The following is a 23,575-nucleotide window of genomic DNA, read 5'->3' as shown; positions in this document are numbered from 1 at the left end:
ATGAGAGTGTTTGCAGAAAAATGGAAAAGTTTGTTTCAGTCGGAAATCGTAAAGAAATGGGCTCGGCATGTCTTTTATTTTATAATTTCTGTAGTGCTAATAATCGTTGTAGCTGGCGTTGGTCTCGCTTATTATTTTACTACCAATAAAACGCAAATTACCACTACAATAAACACTACAATTAATGAAAATATTGCAGGAAAAACCCAAATTGGTGACTTCGAATATCAGTTCTTAAAGGGTTTTCCTAATGTGACTTTAATATTAAAAAACGTTACAATAGAGGACAGTTTGTTCAAGCAGCACAAGCATCAATTGTTAAACGCAGCTGAAATCGAAGTGCGTTTGCATATTTTTAAGTTGCTTAGAAATGAAGTTGATTTTCAGAAAATAGCCGTAAAAGAGGCGACTGTTTACATTTACAAAGACAGCAGCGGATATTCTAATACCTCTGTATTTAGAAATTCGAATCAATCAAAAAACGCAGATCCATCAACAACTGGTTTTCAGATAAAGGAACTTGCAATGGAGCAAGTCCGTTTTGTTGTGGACAATCAATTGGGGAATAAAATTTTCGATTTTGACGTTGCTACATTAAAAGCTAAACCTGATTTTGAAGATAAGAATTGGACTTCAGAAGTTATCTTAAACACAAAAGTGTACCAATTAACGTTTAATAAATCTCGTGGAAGTTTTGCAAAAGATCAAATTGTGGCAGGAATTTTTAAAATCAACTATACTGATGCTATAAAACATATCACGATACAAACTAATGATTTGCATATAGGTAAAGAGGTTTTTGACATTACTTCTTTTTTTAATTTTACGGATAAGGACAATACTTATCAAATCGATATCCGAACTAAGATCATGTGGTCTGACGCATCCAAACTGTTGTCTCAAAATATTACTAAAAAACTCGATCGCTTCGATCTCAAAAAACCGTTAGACGTTCGATGTACAATTGATGGCGATTTGACTGTAAAAGAAGACCCTTTGATAGTTGTAACTGCAGATGTAAAAGATGATGAAGTAAAGATTCCTGATGCAATTTTGACCAATTGCACTTTTATGGCCACTTTTACCAATCACATAAATGAAAATAAAGGATTCGTAAACGCAAATTCTGCGATACTATTTAGTGATTTCAATGCGAGTTATCACAATATGCCGTTTCGAGTTGCCAACGGGAAAATCATAAATTTAGATCAGCCAATAGCAACGGGACGGTTAAATTCTGATTTCAAATTAGAGAAATTAAATGATTCTGAAAATGAAAAATGGCTGCGTTTTTCTGGTGGAAACGCAAAAGTAGCTCTTGATTTCAAGTTCGATATTCTTGATTTCTATATTACCAAACCACTTTTTACAGGAAATATTAGTGTTGCAAATGCTTCTTTTCAATATTTTCCTAAGGACATTAAGGTCGAGAAAACAAATTTGCAATTTAGATTTTTACCAGATGCGCTAGTTATAGACGAGTTTACTTTTAAGGAACACACTACAATTGTTCAGATGAAAGGACGCGTCGATAACTTTTTGAACTTGTATTACGATGCTCCCGAAAAAATGATTGTCAACTGGTCCATTTATAGTCCACATTTGGATATAAAGCAGTTTTTGAGTCTTTTGTCCAAGCCCAATAAAGCGGTAGTTTCCAAAAAAAAGAATGTATCCAACGATTTTCAGAAAGCGATCTATAAATCTACTGCTGTCCTTAATATAAAGGCAGATAAAATGGTTTATGGTAAACTGAGCGCTACTCAAGCACAAATGAAAATTAAAGTAGACAATGCTAAGCTGTCAATAAACAAGGGCTTCTTTAGGATGGCCGGCGGAACAGTGCAATTTAATGGGCAACTCTCTAATCTTGCTAAAAAATATACTTTTGCTGGCGATGTAGTAATTGAAAAGGTTGAAATTGCTACGTTTTTAAAGGCGTTTGATAATTTTGGAATTACTTCGTTTGATCCTACTAATATTAAAGGAAACCTATACAGTCGTGCAAAAATAGCTGGACGTTTAAATGCAAATGGAACTTTAATGAAAAAAGAAAGTAAAGGCGCTGTTTCTTTTAAGGTGAAAGATGGTGCGTTAGTCAATTTTAGACCTTTTGTAAATATTGGTCAAATAGCTTTTCCTTTTAGAGATGTCAAGAATGTCGCTTTTAGTAATTTATCTGCCGATTTAGATCTTTTAGGGGAAGACGTTTTAATAAATAAATTTGCAGCAACTTCCAATGTCATCAATTTTGATATGAGTGGGATTTATTCATTCGGCAAGAACACCAATTTAAATTTGACAATACCTTTGCGAAATCCTAAAAATGATTTGGAAGAACTGACCGTTGAAGAGCAAAAATTAATTCGAGAACGCGGTATAGTTTTGAATTTGAGCGCGGTTGACGAAGCAGGTAAAATTAAAATTAAGTGGGGAAATAAGGCTAAAGATTAATCGATAATAATTCTAACTAACTTAATTTGTTGCTGACAATTACGCTGCGTTCTGCCAAAAAAGAGCAAAATACAATTTGAGATATCGCAGTTTATGCCTCTTAAAATGCACAATAGAAAAAAATCAAATCATTTTTATAACAAATTTGTTATTGTTTGATAAATATCGCTTTTTTTTTTGGTGCGCTGGATTTAATTTATACATTCGCATAGAATTTATTCGAAAAAACAAGCAAATGTCAAGTAACCGTTTTTATTTTAGCAACTCTTATTATTTCTTCTTTAGTAGAAGTAAGGATTGTGCTATGGTTATTTGAAATATATAAAACAAGTAAGACTAATATACAATCCTGATATCAATCAGGATTTTTTTTTGAAGTTATGACAACAAAAATTGCAATACAAGGGATCAAGGGATCCTTTCATCATCAGGTAGTTAAGGAGTATTATGATACGAATGTAAGCATTGATGAATGCCTGTCTTTTGATGAGTTGATTGATAGTTTACTGTCGGGAAAAACAGACCAAGCGGTGATGGCAATTGAGAACTCTATCGCGGGTCCGATCATTCCCAATTATGCTCTGATCGATAAAAATAACCTTCATATTATTGGAGAACATTATTTAAATATCAATCAAAACTTGATGTGTCTGCACGGACAAACGATTGCCGATATTAAAGAAGTGCATTCACATCCGATGGCTTTGTTGCAGTGTATGGATTTCTTAAAAATGTATCCAAACATAAAATTAGTAGAAGATAAAGATACCGCAGAAACAGCGCGTCGGATTCAGCAAAATCAATTGAAAGGAATTGCTGCGATTGGGAGCACCAATGCTGCAGAGTTGTATGAATTAGAAATTATAGCGCCACAAATTCAGGCGATAAAAAATAACATGACTCGTTTTGTTATTATTAATAGAGAAAATTCATTTGTACCAGAAAGCGATATTAATAGAGCTTCTATAAAATTTGAGTTGGATCACAAGCGCGGCAGTTTAGCAGCGGTTTTAAATGTGATGAGTGATTGCAAACTGAATTTAACGAAAATTCAATCGCTACCAAAAATTGAAACACCTTGGAAATATTCATTTTTTGTAGATGTTACTTTTGACAAATACGAAGATTTTTCTAAAGCCAAATCTGTATTGCAAATTATGGCAGAATATTTTAAAGTTTTAGGAGAATATAAAAACACAAAGCCACTTTCAATTCAATAGTGGTATAAATAGTAAGTCGCTTGTCAGTTCGAGCAGGGTCTAGAACAGAGAATAAGCAAAATTTTAATAAAATGATTACAACAGCAAATCGTTTACAAGTAGTGGAAGAGTACTACTTCTCTTCAAAATTAAGAGAAGTACGTCAATTAGCTGCCGACGGGAAACCGATCATCAACATGGGAATAGGAAGTCCCGATTTAAAACCTGCACCAGCGGTAATGGAGGCCGTTCTTGCCGCAATGCAAGACGAAAATGCACACCAGTATCAAAGTTATCAGGGCTTGCCAGAATTGCGAAAAGGAATGGCTGATTTTTATCAGGCCAATTACGGAGTAGCACTAGATCCGAATACAGAAATTTTGCCTTTGATGGGGTCGAAAGAAGGAATCATGCATATTTCTTTGGCATTTTTAAATAAAGGAGATCAAGTATTGATTCCGAATCCTGGTTATCCAACGTATTCGTCGGTAACAAAATTAGTTGAGGCTGTTCCTGTGTATTACGATTTGAAAGCAGAAACAAATTGGGAACCTGATTTTGAAGCGTTAGAAAAATTAGATTTATCCAAAGTAAAATTAATGTGGTTGGGTTATCCGCACATGCCAACTGGAGCTCGAGGAAGTTTGGCATTGTTTAAAAAATTAATTGCATTTGCTAAAAAGCATAACCTATTATTGGTCAACGACAATCCGTATAGTTTTGTTTTAAATGACAACCCGATGAGTTTGTTGCAAGTAGAAGGTGCAAAAGAAGTAGCGATGGAATTGAATTCGTTAAGTAAAACCTTTAACATGGCTGGATGGCGCGTGGGAATGGTTTTAGGAAATGCCGCCTGCATTGATGCGGTTTTGAAAGTGAAAAGCAATATGGACAGCGGAATGTTTTACGGGATTCAAAAAGGCGCTACTGCTGCTTTAAATAGTGACAAATCGTGGTTTGAAGACATGAACAAAGTCTATCGCAGACGAAGAGTGCTAACCGAAAAATTGGCAGAGAAATTAGGTTGCGAAGTATATAAAGAAGGAGTAGGTTTGTTTGTTTGGGCAAAATTGCCTGCAGGTGTTGATTCGGCAGAAGATTTTATCAATACAATTTTACACGAGAAATATATTTTTATTGCACCAGGAACCATTTTCGGAAGTAACGGCGAAGGATATATTCGCTTCGCGTTGTGTGTGAAAGAAGAAAAAATAGAAGAAGCAATTAGTCGATTTTAAATTGGCATTGCGTTGAAAAAACGAGAAGTCTAGCCCTGATAGCAGCGGCATCCTTTTTTGGTTTTTTCTGCCAAAAAAGATACAGCGAATAGCAGGAAACAGCTTCAAATAAATAGAAAAAATGAATGTACACGTAATAGGAATAGGATTAATCGGTGGTTCGATGGTGTTGGACATCAAAGAAATACATCCTGAAGCGACTATTTACGGAATTGATACGAATGAAAAACACGTACAAAAAGCGATGGCGCTTGGCGTAATTGAAAAAGAAGGGAATTTTGACGATTTGGGAACGGCCGATTTTGTAATAGTTTCGGTACCTGTAGATGTAGCGTTACTGGTTTTGCCAAAAGTTTTGGACGCGATTGGAGATCAAACCATCGTTTTTGAAGTGGGATCGACTAAAATGCCGATTTGCGAAATCGTAGCGAATCATCCAAAAAGGAGAAATTTTATTGCTACTCATCCGATTGCAGGAACCGAGTTTTCGGGACCTTCGGCAGCTATTAAAGGATTGTTTCAAGGCAAAACAAATATTATTTGTGAGGTCGAAAAAACGGCTTTTAAGTTGCAAGAAAAAGCATTAGACTTGTTTCGAAATATGGGTATGAGAATACGATATATGGATCCGAAATCGCACGACAAACACATTGCTTACGTATCGCATTTGTCGCATATTAGTTCGTTTATGTTGGGTAAAACGGTGATGAATAAAGAAAAAGACGAACAAGATATTTTTGATATGGCGGGTTCTGGATTTGAAAGTACGGTTCGTTTGGCCAAAAGTTCACCAGCGATGTGGACACCAATATTCAAACAAAATAAAAAACAAGTGGTTAAAACCCTTGAAGAATATATAGCCAATTTGACAAATTTTAAAGATTTATTAGTGTCGGATGACTATGACGCCATTTATGAGGAAATGGCGAATACCAATAGAATAAAAGAGATATTAAACGGAATAACAACTATCAAAAAATAACTAAAGAGATGGAAAATAAGAAAGAAATGAGAAATTGGTTGAACGAATTCAAATTAGATCATCCATTTGTGATTGCTGGACCTTGTAGCGCAGAAACAGAAGAACAAGTATTGAAAATTGCACACGAATTGAAGGATTCTGACGTGAGCGTTTTTAGAGCAGGTATATGGAAACCAAGAACGCGTCCGGGTGGATTTGAAGGTGTTGGAGAAATTGGATTGAAATGGTTGCAAAAAGCAAAAGCAGAAACTGGTTTATTGATGGGAACTGAAGTTGCAACTGCTGCACACTGTAAGTTAGCGTTAGAACATGATATTGATGTATTATGGGTTGGAGCTCGTACGACTGCAAATCCGTTTGCAGTTCAAGAAATTGCTGATACCTTAAAAGGAACAGATAAAATAGTATTGGTTAAAAACCCTGTAAATCCAGACATGGCTTTATGGTTGGGTGGTGTAGAACGTTTGTATGCTGCTGGAATCAAGAATCTAGGAGTAATACACAGAGGTTTCTCTACGTACCAAAAAACGAAATACAGAAATATTCCGGAATGGCAAATTGCTATTGAATTGCAAAATAAGTTCCCTGATTTACCTTTAATCATTGATCCATCGCATATTACAGGAAACCGTGAAATGATTTTAGAAGTAACTCAAGAAGCGTTAGATTTGAACTACGACGGTATGATTATCGAGACGCATATTGATCCAGACAATGCTTGGTCTGATGCAGCACAACAAGTAACGCCAGCTGCTTTGAAACAAATATTTAAAGATTTGAAGATAAGAAAAGTAAGCGGTGATACTCCTGATTATGAGAATAAGATGAGTAAGCTAAGAGCCAATATTGATGTCTTGGATGGTAATTTATTGGATTTACTAGGAAAACGTATGGAAGTGGCTAAACAAATTGGTCAAGTGAAAAAAGACGGAAACGTAGCAATTCTTCAAAACACACGTTGGAACGAAATTTTAGGAAAAATGATCTTAGAAGGCGAAAAACGCGGATTAACGGAAGAGTTTGTTCTAAAAATGTTTAAAGCAATACACCAAGAAAGTATTGGTCACCAAGAAAAAGTGATTAATTCATAATTTAAGATTCATATTTTATTAAAAATCTCCATTGCTTTTAAAGTAATGGAGATTTTTTTGTCTTGTCCAAACGAGTTTGTTTATAGTATTTTGAAAAAGGAGTTATTTTATTTTGTCATCTCGACGCAGGAGAGATCTCCGCACAATTTTATGGAGCTACTACCTTCTTCAGAAGGACAAAAAACGCTTGTATTGTTCTTGTAAAAACTTTTACACTTTCAACTTCAAACTTCAAACAAAATTTTACCTTTGTACTATGACAGGAACCGTTTACAAATCGACAGGAAGTTGGTACACCGTAAAAGCCGAATCGGGCGAATTTATAGAGTGTAGAATGAAAGGGAAATTTAGAATGAAAGGTATTAAAAGTACCAATCCTCTTGCCGTAGGCGATATTGTGGATTATGAACTCGAAGAAACTTCAGATACAATAACGGGAACCATTCATAATATTCACGAAAGAAAAAATTATATCGTTCGAAAGTCGGTCAATTTATCGCATCAAATGCACATTATCGCATCGAATATCGATCGCGTTTTTCTTTTGGTTACGATTAATAATCCGCCAACCACATTTAATTTTATAGACCGTTTTTTGGTGACCGCCGAAGCGTACGGAATAGAGACTATTTTAGTCTTTAATAAAATTGACACTTTTGATGAGGCAACTTTAGACGAACAACTGTACATGCAACATGTGTATCAAGAAATTGGATACCAATGTTTGCGCGTTTCTGCAGCAGAAGGAAAAGGAATTGATAAACTGAAAGAATTAATGATTGGTAAGGTCAGTATGTTTTCTGGACATTCGGGTGTCGGGAAATCTACTTTGGTCAATGCGATGGAACCTACGTTGCATTTAAAGACAAAAACCATATCTGAAGCCAGTAAACAAGGGCAACACACCACTACTTTTGCAGAGATGTACGACCTAAGTTTTGATGCCCGTATCATTGACACGCCAGGAATTAAAGGATTTGGAATTGTCGATATGGAGAAAGAAGAAATTAGCGGATATTTTCCAGAATTTTTTCGATTAAAAGAGCAATGTAAATTTAACAATTGCTTGCATAAAGAAGAACCACATTGCGCTATAAAAGCAGCATTAGAAAGAGATGAAATTGCTTGGTCACGCTACAATAGTTATCTGAAAATATTAGAAGGAGACGACGAACATTACCGTGTAGATACGTACGATGAAGATCGAAAAGCTAGCGATGAAACAAGAAAGTAGTAATCTAATTGTTAATTGTAAATTATTAGTCATTCAATTCTTCATATACTTCTAATTTTCCATTATTTTGAAAGTAGTTATTCAACGCGTTTCTCAAGCTTCGGTCACTGTCGACTCAAAAATCATTGCTGATATTCGAAAAGGACTTCTTGTATTACTTGGAATTGAAGATGCAGACCAGCAAGAAGACATTGATTGGCTAGTAAGTAAAATAATTAAAATGCGCATTTTTGGAGATGAAAATGACGTCATGAACTGCTCGGTTCAAGACATTCACGGCGATATAATTGTGGTGAGTCAGTTTACATTGCATGCCTTGACCAAAAAAGGAAATCGTCCTTCGTATATTAAAGCTTCGAAGCCTGAGATTGCCATTCCGCTATATGAAAAATTTATTTTTTCTTTAGAAAACGAATTGGGGAAAAAGGTGCAGACTGGTATTTTCGGAGCGGATATGAAAGTCAGTTTGCTTAATGATGGTCCAGTCACTATTTTGGTTGACAGTAAAAACAGAGAATAAATATGCTACAGTGTTGCATGTAAAATACTCTAATTCTCTCAAAAATATAATTTTTACGGTAGCACTTTAAGACTTCAAATTTTTGTCTAATGATTTGAATTGTAAAGCAAAATTGCAATTCATTCTTTATATTTGTTACTTATCAAATAACAAAAAAAGGAAAATTATGAACATTTCATTAGCACAAGCCGAAAAATTAATTGCAGTTGCAAAAGAAAAAGCAATTGCAATAGATACAAAAATGAATATAGCTGTAGTAGATGCGGGAGCTAATTTAGTAGCTTTTGTCCGTATGGATGGCGCTTGGTTGGGATCTTTAGACATCTCTATTAAAAAAGCAAAAACAGCTCGTTTCTTTGATATGAACACAGGAGTTGTGGGTAGTTTATCTCAGCCTGGAGGTTCTTTGTACAATATTGAACATTCTAACGGAGGATTAATTACTTTTCCTGGAGGCGTTCCTATTAAAAATGCAGCTGGAGATATTATTGGAGCAATTGGTGTAAGCGGAAGTTCAGTGGAGAATGATCATACTGTGGCAGAAGCGGGTGCATTAGCAATCTAATATAATTTCAGACTACTATCAATACTCATTCTGTTGTTTGATCATAAATCACTAAACGACAGAATGAGTATTTTGTTAATTAGCTTTCTTCTTTTTAAGAACTTTATCTTTCTTAAAATTCTTCGATTTACTGATTTTTCCACTATCGGTAATCATCAAATAACTATAATCAGGATATTGGTCAAGTAATTTTATACCCGCTTTTTGACCTAAAACCATCGCTGAAGTACTAAAACCATTAGCAGTTTCTGCGTTGGGACCAAAAACAGTCACGCTGCACAATCCAGTAGCTGGATAGCCTGTTTTTGGATTAATAATGTGCGAATAGCGTTTGCCATTAAAAACAACAAATTTTTCATAAGAACCAGAAGTGGTAACGGCGCCCTGCTGTAGTTCGACGACTTCCAGCAATTCGTCAGTTCGAAATGGATTAGTAATGCCAATATTCCAGTGTTTTCCGTTGGGTTGTTGTCCCCAAGTACTCATATCACCGGTAGCATTTACAATTCCAGATTTAATTCCTTTGGCAAGCATCATTTCTTGGCATTTGTTCGTCGCATACCCTTCACCCAATGCACCAAAACCAATTTTCATTCCTTTGATTTTTAAAAATATAGTTGAATTGACGCTGTCTAGAATAATGTTTTGATAGCCGACTTTTGCGACTGATTTTTTTATGGCTTCCGCCGAAGGCATTTTGGTCATCGAACCGTCAAATTTCCAAATTCGATCCATCGCGGCAAAACTAATATCGAAAGCACCATTAGTTATTTTGGAAAGTTGAAGTGCTCTTTGTGTCAATTCAAAAACTTCACGATCTACTTTTATGGGTCGAATTCCGGCGTTTTGATTCACTTGAGAAATTGGAGTAGTCGGTATCCAATCGGAGATTAAATTTTCTATTCGATTGATTTCAGCAATTACTTCATCGATATTTTGCTCTGCAGAAAGCGAATCTTTCGCAACAATAGTAACGTCAAATCGACCTCCCATTAATAATGCAGCTCTTTTTCGTAAAACTTGTGCAGTACCGTTTAGACCTATAAGTAGAAAGATAATTATGATGGATTTTAATTTCGAATTCATTTTTATATGTTTTTTTGCCACAGATTTAAAAGATTATACTTTGCAGATTTTTTTCAATTGATTTCCTCCCAATTCATTTGTGTAAAGTATTGAAATTCAGATCTCTTTTTAAAAGTAAAACTTAGTAACAGTCCGTTAGAATTTGACCATTTCCTTTATATTCAGATAATGCGGTATTGTTTTTTTCTAAACAAATTGCATCCAAAACATTTTCGACATCAAACTGCATTTTCAAAGCGCCACAAATCATTAGCGTTCCGCCATCTCTTAATAAATTGGCAAAAAAGTCTTCGTCTCTTTTAATTAAATCCATTACATAATGCTGGTTTTCTTCGCGAGAATATGCCACGTGAAAATGCTTCATTCTTTTTTTCTGAATCATTTTTGAGGTAAAATTATCGTAATGCGCAGTACTATTCGTTTTTTGCCTGAAGCCACTATACAAATGAATTTCGGCTTTTTTAGTGTTCTGAGCAATCATTCCCAAAAAGGGAGCAATTCCGGTTCCGTTTGAAATTAAAGCTACTTTTTTAATTTTTTCAGGAAAATGAAAAGCATTATTACGGATGATTCTTGCTTTAAAAACAGCTCCTGCTTGGGCATTGTATAAAAATTCAGAACCCACACCGTTCGGATGTAATCTGACCGCTAGTTGAATGTTTCCTTTAATGTTTGCGATCGAGTACAAACGTTCTCGATTGTCATTGGCTGGATAAATAGCGAGTAAATCTCCGGAGCTAAATTTACTTCGAATTCCGGCTCTTAAAGTGATAATAAACGTTTGTTCCTTTTCTGATACCATTGTTTTTTCAAGTACCATTAACTTCTCAAGTCCTTTGGGTATTTGGTTGTACACAGATGCAGTCGTAGATAAATCAAATGAAGTTTTCATATTCCATAGTTTGATCCAATTCACAAACTCATCCGCCGATTTATCGTTTACTGTTTGCAGATCGATCAGCCGACTGGCCCATTTTTGATTGGCGAGAACGCTATCAATTGCTCTGGCGTATCCGCAAAAGTCAGGATATGCTTTTGATCCAAATCCAACTACAGTATAATTAAGCGGTTGCTCCTGCTGCTGTTCGGTTACTAATCTCATGAACTTACTAGCATTTACAGGCGCTTCGCCTAGACCATAAGTAGAAGTGAAAATTAGTAAATGATCTGAGTTTGGATAAATAGTATACTCATTCAGTTGGGCAAGATGTGCTTTTTGTCCAGAATCATTTAATTGATTTAAAACCGAATTCGCAAAACGCAACGAACTTCCGTTTTCAGATCCGATCAACAAGATGTACTTGCTTTCTTTAGAGTTGTATTTATTTTTGATGCGACTTGCTCGTCTTTTTAAGGTCATTGCAAATCCAGAATAGATAAAAAATAAAATATTTAATGAAGCCAATCCTAATATAATTGCCCAAATCATGCTGGCGCGACCTGTATGTAAATCTAAACTCAATTCGGAGAAAATTACGGAGACCGGAAAAATTTCTTCAGCAATTATTTCATTCGAATATTGGTCAATTTCAATTTTTTTGTTCTTTAATTGAAAGGTGAAATAATCTTCTGCATCTTCAGAAAATGGGAATTCAATTTTGGTAACATCCGCTAAAAGCGCGTTTTTAAAATCAAAAGTATTTTTAGGAATTGCATTTGATTTCGTTTCAATAGTTGTTTTTTCATCTGCTGTGGTTTCAAAGAAATTAAAACGTTCTAGCGACAAATATGTTCCTGAAAGCGCCATTATTAAAATCGGAATCAGCGCTAACCTTCCTAAAAGAACGTGGTAATATTGTGCAAGGTATTCTTTAATGATTGTAGAGAAAAAGTTACGCAAACCGCGTTGTCTGTGAACCACGAGTGCAAATCCTGAAATAGAAACTAATACTAGTAAGAAAGAAATCAGACCCACAAAAAAACGTCCTGTTTCGTGAAGAAATAATGAACGATGCAGTGCAGTAATCCACTGTATAAAATCACTTTTCTTGTGTGGATGACCAATTATTCTGCCTGTTAGTGGGTCAATGTAGGCATTAACGTCAGCTCCTTCTTTGTCGATGCCTTGTAAAGTAACAAACTTATTGTGATCGATACTTATTTCGGTAATTTCGGGATATATTTTCCTAAGATTTAATATCGATTCTTGTAAAGTAATAGCATCGAAATTAGCCACTTGGTAGGAAGGAATTTTCTCTTGTATGGCGTCAACAGCCAATATAGTACCTGTTACGGATGCTAAAATTAAAAATAAAGAAGAAAAAACGGCTAAAGCCAAGTGCGTGTAGCGCCAAAAAGAAAGTGTCATTAGTGCAATTGTATTTTGGGAATTCTACTAAAAAAATCTGCTCGATCTAGTTCATCTGTACATAAAATGTAGTGTACAGAAGAATTAGATTTTTGCAGATTGAATTCTGATATATAGTTATATTTTGCTTAATCGTACGTATCGAATGTATCCTTTGCCCTCTGATTTTGCGGCAATACCTTCTGTGGTTAACGGAATTTCTACATCAGTAATATGGTACTTTTGATCTTCGACCGCAGTTTCAAATCGCAATTTATAGCCACTATTAATTTTAGAATTTTCAATTTCAATAGTAGCAATACTTCGATCACCTCCTGTAACAGAAGCGCCAGTCGTAGCGCTAATATTGGTTGGCTTTTTAGAATAAAATTTGTTCCATTCTTTTAAACTATTGTACCACTTTTTATCGTCTCCCATTACATAGAGTGTTTTTACGTAAGCACCTTTGTCGCTGACCAAAGAAACGACTACATAAGCGCCTTCTCCCATATAATTAGACATTTGTAACATGCACTTGTATTTGCTACTTTGCGCCGAAGACTGAAATGAAGCTAAAAAAAAGAAGATGCTTAAAAAAGCTATTTTAAGGATTGATTTCATTTTATAATTTTAAAAATTCTACAGATACGTTTTGTTTGCTGAGCGTTTCATTTTCTTTGGCTAACGCATAAGCCGTTTCGTTAAACTCGGAGGTAATTTCTTTTTTTGCACCATGAGCAACTAAATATTTTAAAAGAGTATCATCACTAGAAACCATGGCTGCTTTGTGCAACGCGGTCATTCCGTCTTGATTTTTTGCATTAATATCGATTTTCAAATCTGCTAATTTTTCAAGTAAATTCAGATCGGTTTTTAAAACCGCAACATGATACAAAGTGCTGCCGTCTTTTTGAATAGAGGCAAGATTTAATCCGCTGTTTTGTAGCAATTGCTTTTTTGCTGTAAAAGGATCTTCCGCAGGCGTTTTTCCTTTACCATTTTGAGGCTTGTACGACTGAATTAAATAAAAACCAAGATTGTTTCCGTCCTTATCAAGTACTTTTACATCTGCTTTCTTACTAAGTAAAACGGCAACTGCTTCAGGAGTTCCCGATTGAACAGCCACTGTCAAAGCCGATTCTCCTTTTGTGTTTTTTAAATTAATATTTTTTACTGTAGGGAGTAGTAACTCCAAAGCTTCAGTATCTGTTGCTCTTGCAGCATTTAGTAAAGACGTATTGCCTTCTTTATCTGCTTTATTACTATCAACGCCTTTACTTAAAAAGTAATTGATGATGTCACTTTGTTTTGGTTTTCTAACGATAGCATTTAAAACTGTTTGTCCTTCAGCTGAAACTGTAGTTGGTTTTAGTTTTAAATCTTCAACTAAGTAGCGATATAATCCAATTGTATTGGCCTCACGACGAGAACCTTCAGCAGCAATGAGTAGTGCATTATCGGTATATTTAACGCCTTTTTGAATCAATGTTTTTAAAAGTGCGATATTACCTGACCTTGCTGCGTAATCAAATGCGGTATTTCCTCGATTATCGACATCTTTCAATGCCATTCCTTTAGAAATAAAATAGTTGGTTAGTGCTAAATCTTTATCTCCTGCTATTGCGATAAGCAGCAGGTTAGCGCCATTTTTATACTTTGTCTTCGGATTAATTCCTGCTTTAAAAAATGCATCGTAAACCGCTGTGTTGTTTTGACTAGCATTTGCTGCGAATGTAATTGGAGTCGTACCGTGGCTGTCTTCCAAGTTAATATCAGCACCTTTTGCAATTAAATAATTAACAATTTCGCTGTTGCCTTTGTATGCCGCCCAATGCAAATAGTTGCGATTGTCATGTGTCGATTTGGTTACTGAATTTCCCGCTTGCTCTAACAAAAGTTTGATTGTTTCGGTAGGTGCCTCATTATTAATTGCTAGAACTACAGGATCAAAAGAGCGATCGTTTAATTCTGAAGGATTATTTCCTTTGTTTATTTCCGCTTCAACAGCGATTGCATTTGGAGTTGTTTTCCAAAAATTTTGATCTAAGAGACTGTTTTTTTGCTGAGCATTGACAAAAAGAGTAGCTGCGAAGGCAAAAGAAAGAATAACTTTATTTTTCATGATTCCGAGTTATGGTGGTTTCTATTTATTTTGAATTATTTCTATTTAGAATAAATAAGAATAATGCAAATATAAAAATATATAAGAGTTAACCAACTCACGGTTTGCAATTTTTGAACAAAAAAAGCAGGACAATTTTATAGAAAAGCGCCTAAAAATCTATAAGATAAAGAATAGTAGTTAGTTGCTAGCGCGGTCGATCGATTACGGAAGACTTGTTTTAGACTTTTAAAAGTAGAAAATAGTAGATTATTAGCTGAGATAAAGCATGTAGCTTTGAAATTAAATTAGAAAATAGAAATTTCTGTAAGGATGATTTCTTTTAAAGACATTTAATAAAAGCAAAAAGCCGGAGTTTTTAGTTCCGACTTACTACTTCTTGTTTTCTTACCCTACTTAGTTTGCTACTTTAACTTTAGCTTGCTTATAGTGCTCTTTTATAAGTTGAGCCCATTTTTCGATAGATTGTAATTCGCCCGAAGGTTGAACAGTTTTGTTTGAGTCGTAAAATTCTAGTTCATGATCTAGAGTGCTTGCCGAAGCTGGCGCAAACGTCAAAGCAAGGCGTTCAATAACAGTATAATTATTCTTTTTGTCACCAATAGTTCGTTCGTTCTTAATTAGGGTAAACGTGTGAAAGTCGTTTAGGTTGATCACTTTAGAATTTTCTTTTTTACCTATTTTTTGTATAAAGAAGACTGACTTTTTTTCATTGTCGATTCCTATTATAAAATTGGTACCAATCTCATAGTCATGAATGGTTGATTGCTGATCATTTGCCAATTGTGTCAATTGCTGAATGGTTTCTTTGGTTCTTTTTTTTCTGTTATTGCGTAATATGATAAAAGGTAAAACACTAATTATTATTAAAACAATTCCGATTATAGCACTATTTAAATCCATGATATTTTTTTTAAAATTTAGATATACAAAAGAGGACTTCGCCAAAAGCAAAGCCAAAATAAATTACAGCGCAATTGCTGTTTACTTAAAAATTAAAAGAAATTACCAATGGGAATGAAACGGAAAAATAATATTCGTTTTTCGATGTCGAATTAAGAAATGCTTCGAAAAATTAAGATACTGAGATAGCTTACGTTGCAAAACTGATTCTGGAATTTTATCGAAAGAAACTCCTAAGTGTAGTGGAATTTTTGTCTTGAAAAAAGCCAAATTACTTATACCGTAGTTTGAATTTTGAGAAGCATGGATAAAGCAAATGATACTCTTAGAGAAAGTTGGTGCAACATTTTCTTCCGCTTCTCTTGAATAGTCATTTTGAACTTCCTTCTCCAATGATTTTGTAGCCACGAATACAACAGATCCAAAAAGAGCTGTGATATATAAAATTCCGAAAAACCGTAGCACATTTTTCATAGCGCAAAAGTACTCATTAATAATCAATTTAAAATTCGCGGTAAAGTAGGGGTTGATTTGTTGGATTTAGTATGTACTAGCTTGCACGCCAGATCGGAACGTAGATCTAAGTGTGTTAAATGAAAGTTTTATAATTAGGGTGCAACCTTAATGGCTTGAATTAATTTTCATAAATAAATGTTAAACGCTTTATAAAAAAAATTACATTTGAAAAATAAAACCTACAAATGAAAGTTACCTCTTTTTCACTGCTGTTTTTTTTACTAATTAACTTCGTTACTGCCCAAAAGATCGATTATAGTAGCGCAACTATTGCTGATAACCTCAAAGAAAATGCGAATGCGGTCGTGCGCTTGAACCAAATTGATATCATTATTGCTTCGCAGCGCAGCATGACGATCAAAACCCAAAGAGCAATAACTGTTTTTAATGAAAAAGGGAAAAGCGCTATTGATGCTGTAGAGCGGTATAACAAAAACTCCTCTATTAAGAATATAGAAGCTATTGTTTATGATGCTTCGGGATCAGAAATTAAAAAGATAAAAAGAAAAGATTTTAAAGATGAAAGTGCTGTTGCTCAAGGAACACTAGTATCCGACAGTAGATATCTTTATCTAGAATACACACCAATTTCTTATCCATATACCATCGTTTACAACAGTGAACTGGAAACTTCGACTACAGCATTTATTCCGAGATGGATGCCTGTGTCTAATTTTAATACTAGTGTCGAAAAATCTTCGATGAGCGTTACCTATCCAAATGCGCTAGGATTTGAGAAAAAAGAATTTAATTTTTCGAATCATGCCATTGAAAAAACCACAGATACAGATACCCAACTTTCGTATGTTGCCTCAGCGATTTTAGCGCAAAAACCAGAAGATTACAGTCCTTCTTATGATCATATTTTTCCGCGCGTTATGATGCGTTTAGAATATTTTAATTTGGAAGGAGTAGACGGAAATGCTAAGAATTGGCAAGAGTACGGCAAATGGTTTTCGGATAAAATATTATCTGGCACTACAGAGTTGCCAGAAGAAACAAAATCTAAAATTAAATTGCTGGTTGGTACTGAAAAAGACCCCATACAGAAAGCAAAAATTATTTACAATTTTGTTCAAAAAAAATGCAGATACATAAGTGTTCAAGTAGGTATTGGTGGTTTTAAACCCATGCTAGCCGCCGATGTTGATCGCTTGGGGTATGGCGATTGCAAAGCATTGTCTAATTACACACGAGCGCTATTAAATGTGGTAGATGTTCCTTCGTATTACACAGAACTATATGGAGATAAAGATAAAATTGATATGGATCCAGATTTCTTTTCAATTCAAGGAAATCATGTGATACTCTGCATTCCAAATAAAGAAAAATATATTTTCTTAGAATGTACAAGTCAAGATGATCCTTTTGGATATCAGGCGAACTTTACTGACGATCGAAATGTAGTTATAATTAAACCAGAAGGTGGTGAAATTGTTAGAACTAAAATATATGAAGATGAAGGTAATGTGAAAAGTACTATAGGAAACTATACAATAGTTGAAAATGGAAATTTTACAGGTTCGCTTACGATGGTTTCTGAAGGCTCACAATATGATACTAAAGTAAAGGTGTCTAATTTACAACCAGCAGAAAAAGAGAGATACTACAAGCACTATTGGAGCACTATTAATAATTTAAAATTAGCACCCATAACAGTTACAAACGATAAAGAAAATGTTCGTTTTACTGAAAATGTACAATTGAGTGCAGCAAATTACGGGACGATTTCGGGTGCTAAAATGATGTTTGTAATTAACGCGTTTAACCAGAGCGTCGATAACGTAAAACGCATTAGAAATAGAAAAAATCCATTTCAAATTCAGCGTGGCTTTATGCATACAGACGAAATCGAAATAAATCTTCCAACTGGATTTACAGTTGAATTTTTACCTCCCAATTTTGAATTAAAAAATAAATTTGGAGAGTATAAAACGGAAATCATCAAAACCGATACTACTAAATTAATCTTCAAACGCTCCATTTTTATCCAAAAAGGATATTATTCGAACGTAGAATATGATGAATATCGAATTTTTATGGAACAAGTTTCCAAAAATGATAATGCCAAAATTATATTAACCAAGATCTAATCCCATGAAATGTATTAAAATTATTTGTCTGCTATTTTTAGTGCTATCGGTTTCAAAAACTACCGCACAAGAATTTAAACTAGGTAAAGTATCGGTTGCAGAACTGCAAGAAAGAGCACATCCAAAAGACACTAGTGCTGTGGCTGCTATTTTATTTAAAAAAGGAAAATCTAGAATTGAATACATACAAAACGATGGCTTTGTAATGGTGACGGAAGTGGAAACTCGAATAAAAATTTACAAAAAGGAAGGGTACGAATGGGCTACTCAAAAAGTTTATTATTATAACAACAGCAATCTTTCTGAAAAAGTACGATTTGATGACGCAATAACTTATAATTTAGTTAACGGGAGCGTTGAAAAAACCAAACTAAATAGCGAGGGGATTTTTGATGAAAAGTTTAATAAAGTTAGAGCAATTAAAAAAATCACGATGCCAAACGTGAAAGAAGGTTCAGTTATCGAATACAAGTACAGTATTAGAACGCCAACAGATCGTTTAATTAGAGATTGGAGTTTTCAAGAAAGTATTCCTGTAAATTATTCGGAGTTTGTAACTTATATTCCAGAGTATTATGTTTTTAACTCAAGACAGAAAGGCTATATTTCTCCAAAAGTAAGCACGCAACTTAATAGAAAAACAATTACGATTGTCAGTAAAGAACGATCTGAATCAAAAAATACACAAACTAGTTTTTCTTCTGACAAAATAGATTACAGTGAAACCCAAACTACCTACGTTGCACAAAATTTTCCAGCAATGAAGGAAGAATCTTTTGTAAATAATATAGATAATTACACCTCTAGTGTAGCGCATGAATTGGCTGTTACTAATTTTCCAAATCAGTTGCCCAAATCATATTCAACGAATTGGAACGCGGTTGTAAAAACAATTTACGAATATGATGATTTTGGACCCGAGCTAAATAAAACAGGCTACTTTGAGGCTGATTTAAAAGAAATATTAAACGGTAAAAATACCGAGAACGAAAAGATACTAGCGATTTTAAATCATGTAAAATCAAATGTCAAATGGAACGAATATTTTGGCTATGCTTGTGATAACGGAGTGAAAAAGGCTTACAAAGAAAAATCAGGAAATATTGCAGATATCAACCTAATGATGACTGCGATGTTGCGCTCGGCTGGACTCACTGCTAATCCAGTTTTAGTGAGCACACGAGCTAACGGAATTGCGTTGTTTCCCAATCGTAATGCGTACAATTACGTAATTGCTGCTGTTGAGACAGCCAATGGCAACGTTTTACTAGATGCTTCGGATCAGTTCTCAACTCCAAATATTTTGCCTTTTCGAGCGTTAAATTGGCAAGGCAGATTAATTAGAAAAGATGGTAGTTCTGATGAGGTAAATTTAATGCCAGTAAAGCCTTCGATGGATAATGTTTTTTTGAGTTACACAGTCGATGCGGAAGGTAAAGTAATAGGGAAAAGTAGAAGGCAATATACGGACTACAATGCAATGATCACTAGAGCCAATTTTAACGGTTTAAAAGAAGACGATTATTTAGAAAAATTAGAAAACCAAAATGGTAAAATCGAAATAAGTGAGTATGCTCGAACCAACGTTAATGAATTAATGTCTCCAGTAGTCGAGAGCTATTCTTTTGTTGGAAATAATTTAAGCGAAGTAATTGGTGGTAAAATATATCTGAGTCCGATGTTGTTTTTTGCCAATGACAAGAATCCGTTTAATCAAGAAGTAAGACAATATCCGGTTGATTTTGGTTTTCCATTTACAGATAAGTATAGTATTGCGATTACCATTCCAGAAGGTTTTACGGTCGAGAGCTTGCCTACTCCCGCACTGATTTCTATGGAAAACAATGTAGGGATTTTTAAATTTGATATTGCAGTCAAAGGAAATCTACTACAGCTGTCGATTTTAAAGCAAATTAATGAGCCAATCGTCCCTGCAGAAGGTTATGAAATGCTGAAGGAATATTATACGACACTGGTAGCCAAGGAAAGCGAGAAAATTGTTTTAAAAAGAATTTAGTCGAATTCAAAGAATAGCGTTATTTTTGTTCAAAATCAGTATTTATGAACTTACAAAACGCACAATTAGACGTTGATACTTGGATCAAAGAGCACGGTGTTCGTTATTTTAATGAACTAACCAATATGGCACAACTGACAGAAGAAGTGGGCGAAGTAGCGCGTATAATTGCGCGTCGTTATGGCGAACAATCGGAGAAAGAAAGCGATAAAAACAAAGATTTAGGTGAAGAATTGGCCGATGTTGTTTTTGTAGTTTTGTGTTTAGCCAATCAAACCGGTATCGATTTGCAAGCTGCTTTTGACAAAAAACTAGATTTCAAGTCAATTCGTGACAAAGACCGTCATAAGAATAACGAAAAGTTACAATAATGTTATAACTCCAAAGGAACCTTTGGAGTTTTCTTTTTTTAAGATAAATTTGCTCAAAGCAAAAAAACTAGCCGAAATGAATTTATTAGTACAAACCAGCCAAACCAATTTAGAAGGAAAAATTGCCGTTACTGGTTCTAAAAGCGAAACCAATCGTTTGTTGTTATTGCAAGCTTTATTTCCAAACATAACTCTTTCAAATACTTCCAATTCTGATGATAGCGAAGTAATGCAAAAAGCATTAGTTGGCCATGATGCGATTGTAGACATTCACCATGCAGGAACTGCAATGCGGTTTCTTACGGCTTATTTTGCAGTAAGCGAAGGACGTGAAGTAATCATGACAGGATCGCCACGCATGCAAGAACGTCCAATAAAAATTTTGGTCGACACGCTCAGACAGTTGGGAGTAGAAATCACGTACGAAAAAGAAGAAGGTTATCCGCCCATAAAAATCAAAGGAAAAAAAGTGACAGAATCTAAGGTTACTTTGGCGGCAAATGTAAGCAGCCAGTACATTTCTGCTCTACTCTTGGTCGCTTCTAAATTAGAAAATGGTTTAGAGTTGACTTTAGAAGGCGAAATTACTTCGGTTCCTTATATCAAAATGACATTGGCTTTGTTAGACGATTTAGAAATACAGACCAGTTTTGAAGGCAACATAATTAAAGTGTATCCAAAAGCAGCCGTAGTTGCTAAAGAAATGGTAGTCGAATCCGATTGGAGTTCAGCTTCTTATTTTTTCAGTTTAGTAGCGCTTGCTGATACTGCCAAAATCACGATCAGCAGTTACAAAAAAAACAGCTTGCAAGGTGATTCTGATTTAGTAAATATTTACAAAGAAATCGGAGTAAATGCTACCTTCGAAAACAACAATTTAATGCTCGAAAAACAAACCAATTATCTGCCTAAAGCGGTTTCTTTCGATTTAAATAATACACCAGACATTGCCCAAACGATTGTAGTTACTTGCTTTGGCTTAGGAATTGCGTGCCATTTAACAGGACTACATACTTTAAAAATTAAAGAAACCGATCGTCTGGAAGCGCTGCAGGTAGAGTTAACTAAATTAGGTGCTACAATTTCAGTGACCAATGACAGCTTGAAGTTAGAACCATCAACAACGATTCATAAAAACGTACATATTGCCACCTACAATGATCACCGTATGGCAATGGCATTTGCACCTTTAGCTTTAAAAGTGCCTATTATTATAGATAATGCCGAGGTAGTTTCCAAATCGTATCCTGATTTTTGGGAAGATTTCAAAGCCTTGCAATTTCAAGTTTCAGAAGTATAATGCGTAGTAAATAAATAGTTGCTAAAGGGGTAAAATCATTTTTTTTTACGATTTTTTTACGATTTTTTTTCAATTATTTGACTTTTAAGTGTTTCCAAATGCAATAACCTCTAGCTTCAGTTAGAGGTTTTTTTATCTATTTTAGCAACTTTCTACCAAATTAACAGCTAATAATTTTTATAAAACGTTTGTAACTATCATGAAATCAGATGTTTTTGAAAATAAAGGTCAAAACACTTGACAACGCCTATCTCACAGTCGTATATTTGCAGTCTAAATAAAAAGACTGCATGAAATTATCTCATTTTCAATTTGATTTACCAAAAGAACTTCTTGCTGAATTTCCTGCGGAAAACAGAGACGAATCTCGTCTAATGGTTATTGACCGTAAAAAACAGACAATCGAGCACAAAATGTTTAAAGATGTTATCGATTATTTTGATGACGGAGACGTTTTGATCTTGAATAATACCAAAGTTTTTCCTGCTCGTTTGTACGGAAATAAAGAAAAAACAGGAGCAAGAATCGAAGTATTTTTGCTAAGAGAATTAAATGCAGAACAACGTCTTTGGGATGTTTTGGTAGATCCAGCACGTAAAATCAGAATCGGAAACAAATTGTATTTCGGTGATGACGATGCATTAGTGGCTGAAGTAATTGACAATACCACTTCTCGCGGAAGAACCCTTCGTTTTCTGTACGATGGTTCGTACGAAGAATTCAGAAATAAATTAACAGAACTGGGAGAAACACCAATTCCAAAATACATTAGCCGTGAGGTAACTCCAGAGGATGCGGAACGTTACCAAACGATTTATGCTAAAGAAGAAGGAGCTGTAGCTGCGCCAACTGCGGGATTACACTTCTCTAAACACCTTTTGAAACGTTTAGAAATTAAAGGAATTGATTTTGCTGAAGTTACACTTCACGTAGGATTAGGAACTTTTAATCCAGTTGAGGTAGAAGATTTATCAAAACATAAAATGGATTCAGAAGAATTAATTATTGAGCAAAAAGCGTGTGATATCGTGAACAATGCCAAAATTAAGAAAAAACGTATTTGTGCTGTAGGTACTACTTCTATGCGTGCCATCGAAAGTGCTGTTTCGTCGCAAGGAACACTTAATACATTCGAAGGATGGACGAACAAATTTGTTTTTCCACCACACGATTTCAGTATTGCAAATTGCATGATTACGAACTTTCATACTCCAAAATCGACTTTATTAATGATGGTTTCTGCGTTCTGTGGACACGATTTAATGAAAAAAGCGTATGAAGAAGCAATTAAAGAAGAGTACAAATTCTATTCTTACGGAGATGCGATGTTAATCATCTAAGACATACCATTCAATAGTTTAAAAAAGCTCGTCAATCTTGATGGGCTTTTTTTATGACGTATTGCGGGCTGTCCGCTCCACGTTTTATTGTCAAAACTAAGTACTACTAGCACTGTGGGAGCTTCCGCTGGTCGCTTCCTCGTTGCTGTAGTACTAGAGTTTTGATAACAAAAGCGTTCTACTTCCATCCCTAACGCATTTACAATTCCCAACAACATTTTGTTAAATTCAAGGTCTTTTATTCAAAAGATGTTATT

At 34.7% G+C, this 23,575-nt stretch carries 20 protein-coding genes; 13 read left to right on the top strand and 7 right to left on the bottom strand.

The window, feature by feature from the left end:
- The 8 genes from AP058_RS12350 to AP058_RS12315 all read left to right on the top strand — a co-directional run bounded on the left by AP058_RS12350 (position 1) and on the right by AP058_RS12315 (position 9,283).
- The gene (locus AP058_RS12350) at positions 1 to 2,454 is read left to right on the top strand and encodes an AsmA family protein (protein ID WP_066311289.1); all 2,454 of its coding nucleotides are present in this window, start codon (positions 1 to 3) and stop codon (positions 2,452 to 2,454) included.
- A 380-nt stretch (positions 2,455 to 2,834) separates the two neighbouring features.
- Positions 2,835 to 3,674: a prephenate dehydratase gene (locus tag AP058_RS12345; protein ID WP_066311282.1), complete on the top strand. Its 840-nt coding sequence runs from the start codon at positions 2,835 to 2,837 to the stop codon at positions 3,672 to 3,674.
- Between the two features lie 71 nt (positions 3,675 to 3,745).
- The gene (locus AP058_RS12340; protein WP_066311279.1) at positions 3,746 to 4,891 is read left to right on the top strand and encodes a pyridoxal phosphate-dependent aminotransferase; all 1,146 of its coding nucleotides are present in this window, start codon (positions 3,746 to 3,748) and stop codon (positions 4,889 to 4,891) included.
- Between the two features lie 121 nt (positions 4,892 to 5,012).
- The gene (locus AP058_RS12335; protein WP_066311276.1) at positions 5,013 to 5,873 is read left to right on the top strand and encodes a prephenate dehydrogenase; all 861 of its coding nucleotides are present in this window, start codon (positions 5,013 to 5,015) and stop codon (positions 5,871 to 5,873) included.
- 8 nt (positions 5,874 to 5,881) lie between these two features.
- Positions 5,882 to 6,964: a bifunctional 3-deoxy-7-phosphoheptulonate synthase/chorismate mutase type II gene (locus AP058_RS12330; RefSeq protein ID WP_066311273.1), complete on the top strand. Its 1,083-nt coding sequence runs from the start codon at positions 5,882 to 5,884 to the stop codon at positions 6,962 to 6,964.
- Positions 6,965 to 7,220: 256 nt separating this feature from the next.
- Complete coding sequence (gene rsgA / locus AP058_RS12325) at positions 7,221 to 8,198, top strand: ribosome small subunit-dependent GTPase A (protein ID WP_066311270.1); 978 nt, start codon at positions 7,221 to 7,223, stop codon at positions 8,196 to 8,198.
- Between the two features lie 67 nt (positions 8,199 to 8,265).
- Entirely contained in the window at positions 8,266 to 8,718 is a 453-nt protein-coding gene (dtd, locus tag AP058_RS12320; protein WP_066311267.1) for a D-aminoacyl-tRNA deacylase, read from the top strand.
- A 166-nt stretch (positions 8,719 to 8,884) separates the two neighbouring features.
- Positions 8,885 to 9,283 carry a heme-binding protein gene (locus AP058_RS12315; protein WP_066311264.1) on the top strand — a complete coding sequence of 133 codons (399 nt, stop codon included), beginning with the start codon at positions 8,885 to 8,887 and terminating at the stop codon, positions 9,281 to 9,283.
- 75 nt (positions 9,284 to 9,358) lie between these two features.
- On the opposite strand, the gene AP058_RS12310 is transcribed toward AP058_RS12315, so the two are convergent.
- From AP058_RS12310 to AP058_RS12285, 6 genes are all read right to left on the bottom strand, one after another.
- Positions 9,359 to 10,369, bottom strand: a complete 1,011-nt coding sequence (locus AP058_RS12310) for an FAD:protein FMN transferase (RefSeq protein ID WP_066311261.1) — start codon at positions 10,367 to 10,369, stop codon at positions 9,359 to 9,361.
- Between the two features lie 121 nt (positions 10,370 to 10,490).
- On the bottom strand, positions 10,491 to 12,677 hold the full coding sequence (locus AP058_RS12305) for a PepSY domain-containing protein (protein WP_066311259.1): 2,187 nt from the start codon (positions 12,675 to 12,677) through the stop codon (positions 10,491 to 10,493).
- A 117-nt stretch (positions 12,678 to 12,794) separates the two neighbouring features.
- Positions 12,795 to 13,277, bottom strand: a complete 483-nt coding sequence (locus AP058_RS12300; protein WP_066311256.1) for a DUF2271 domain-containing protein — start codon at positions 13,275 to 13,277, stop codon at positions 12,795 to 12,797.
- Position 13,278: 1 nt separating this feature from the next.
- The gene (locus tag AP058_RS12295; protein WP_066311253.1) at positions 13,279 to 14,778 is read right to left on the bottom strand and encodes an ankyrin repeat domain-containing protein; all 1,500 of its coding nucleotides are present in this window, start codon (positions 14,776 to 14,778) and stop codon (positions 13,279 to 13,281) included.
- Between the two features lie 396 nt (positions 14,779 to 15,174).
- Entirely contained in the window at positions 15,175 to 15,681 is a 507-nt protein-coding gene (locus tag AP058_RS12290) for a hypothetical protein (RefSeq protein ID WP_066311251.1), read from the bottom strand.
- A gap of 102 nt (positions 15,682 to 15,783) precedes the next feature.
- Positions 15,784 to 16,155: a hypothetical protein gene (locus AP058_RS12285; protein WP_066311249.1), complete on the bottom strand. Its 372-nt coding sequence runs from the start codon at positions 16,153 to 16,155 to the stop codon at positions 15,784 to 15,786.
- Positions 16,156 to 16,382: 227 nt separating this feature from the next.
- Here AP058_RS12285 and AP058_RS12280 point away from each other — a divergent pair, with 227 nt between their 5' ends.
- The 5 genes from AP058_RS12280 to queA all read left to right on the top strand — a co-directional run bounded on the left by AP058_RS12280 (position 16,383) and on the right by queA (position 23,318).
- A complete protein-coding gene (locus AP058_RS12280) occupies positions 16,383 to 18,290 on the top strand; it encodes a DUF3857 domain-containing protein (protein ID WP_066311246.1) in 1,908 nt (635 codons plus the stop codon).
- 4 nt (positions 18,291 to 18,294) lie between these two features.
- Positions 18,295 to 20,307, top strand: coding sequence for a DUF3857 domain-containing protein (locus AP058_RS12275; RefSeq protein WP_066311239.1), 2,013 nt, complete (start codon positions 18,295 to 18,297; stop codon positions 20,305 to 20,307).
- Between the two features lie 44 nt (positions 20,308 to 20,351).
- A complete protein-coding gene (locus AP058_RS12270; RefSeq protein WP_066311237.1) occupies positions 20,352 to 20,678 on the top strand; it encodes a nucleotide pyrophosphohydrolase in 327 nt (108 codons plus the stop codon).
- A gap of 76 nt (positions 20,679 to 20,754) precedes the next feature.
- Positions 20,755 to 21,978: a 3-phosphoshikimate 1-carboxyvinyltransferase gene (aroA, locus tag AP058_RS12265; RefSeq protein ID WP_066311236.1), complete on the top strand. Its 1,224-nt coding sequence runs from the start codon at positions 20,755 to 20,757 to the stop codon at positions 21,976 to 21,978.
- A 290-nt stretch (positions 21,979 to 22,268) separates the two neighbouring features.
- Entirely contained in the window at positions 22,269 to 23,318 is a 1,050-nt protein-coding gene (gene queA / locus AP058_RS12260; protein ID WP_066311235.1) for a tRNA preQ1(34) S-adenosylmethionine ribosyltransferase-isomerase QueA, read from the top strand.
- Here the strand turns inward: queA and AP058_RS12255 are convergent.
- Positions 23,315 to 23,536, bottom strand: a complete 222-nt coding sequence (locus AP058_RS12255) for a hypothetical protein (protein ID WP_066311231.1) — start codon at positions 23,534 to 23,536, stop codon at positions 23,315 to 23,317. The two genes, queA and AP058_RS12255, sit on opposite strands and share 4 nt — an antisense overlap.
- Positions 23,537 to 23,575 lie beyond the last annotated feature (39 nt).

It is taken from the genome of Flavobacterium sp. TAB 87, assembly GCF_001529295.1.
In the GTDB taxonomy this organism is placed as follows: Bacteria; Bacteroidota; Bacteroidia; order Flavobacteriales; family Flavobacteriaceae; genus Flavobacterium.
Note: the sequence above shows the minus strand (reverse complement) of the source record. Positions and strands in the feature narration are given on the sequence as shown.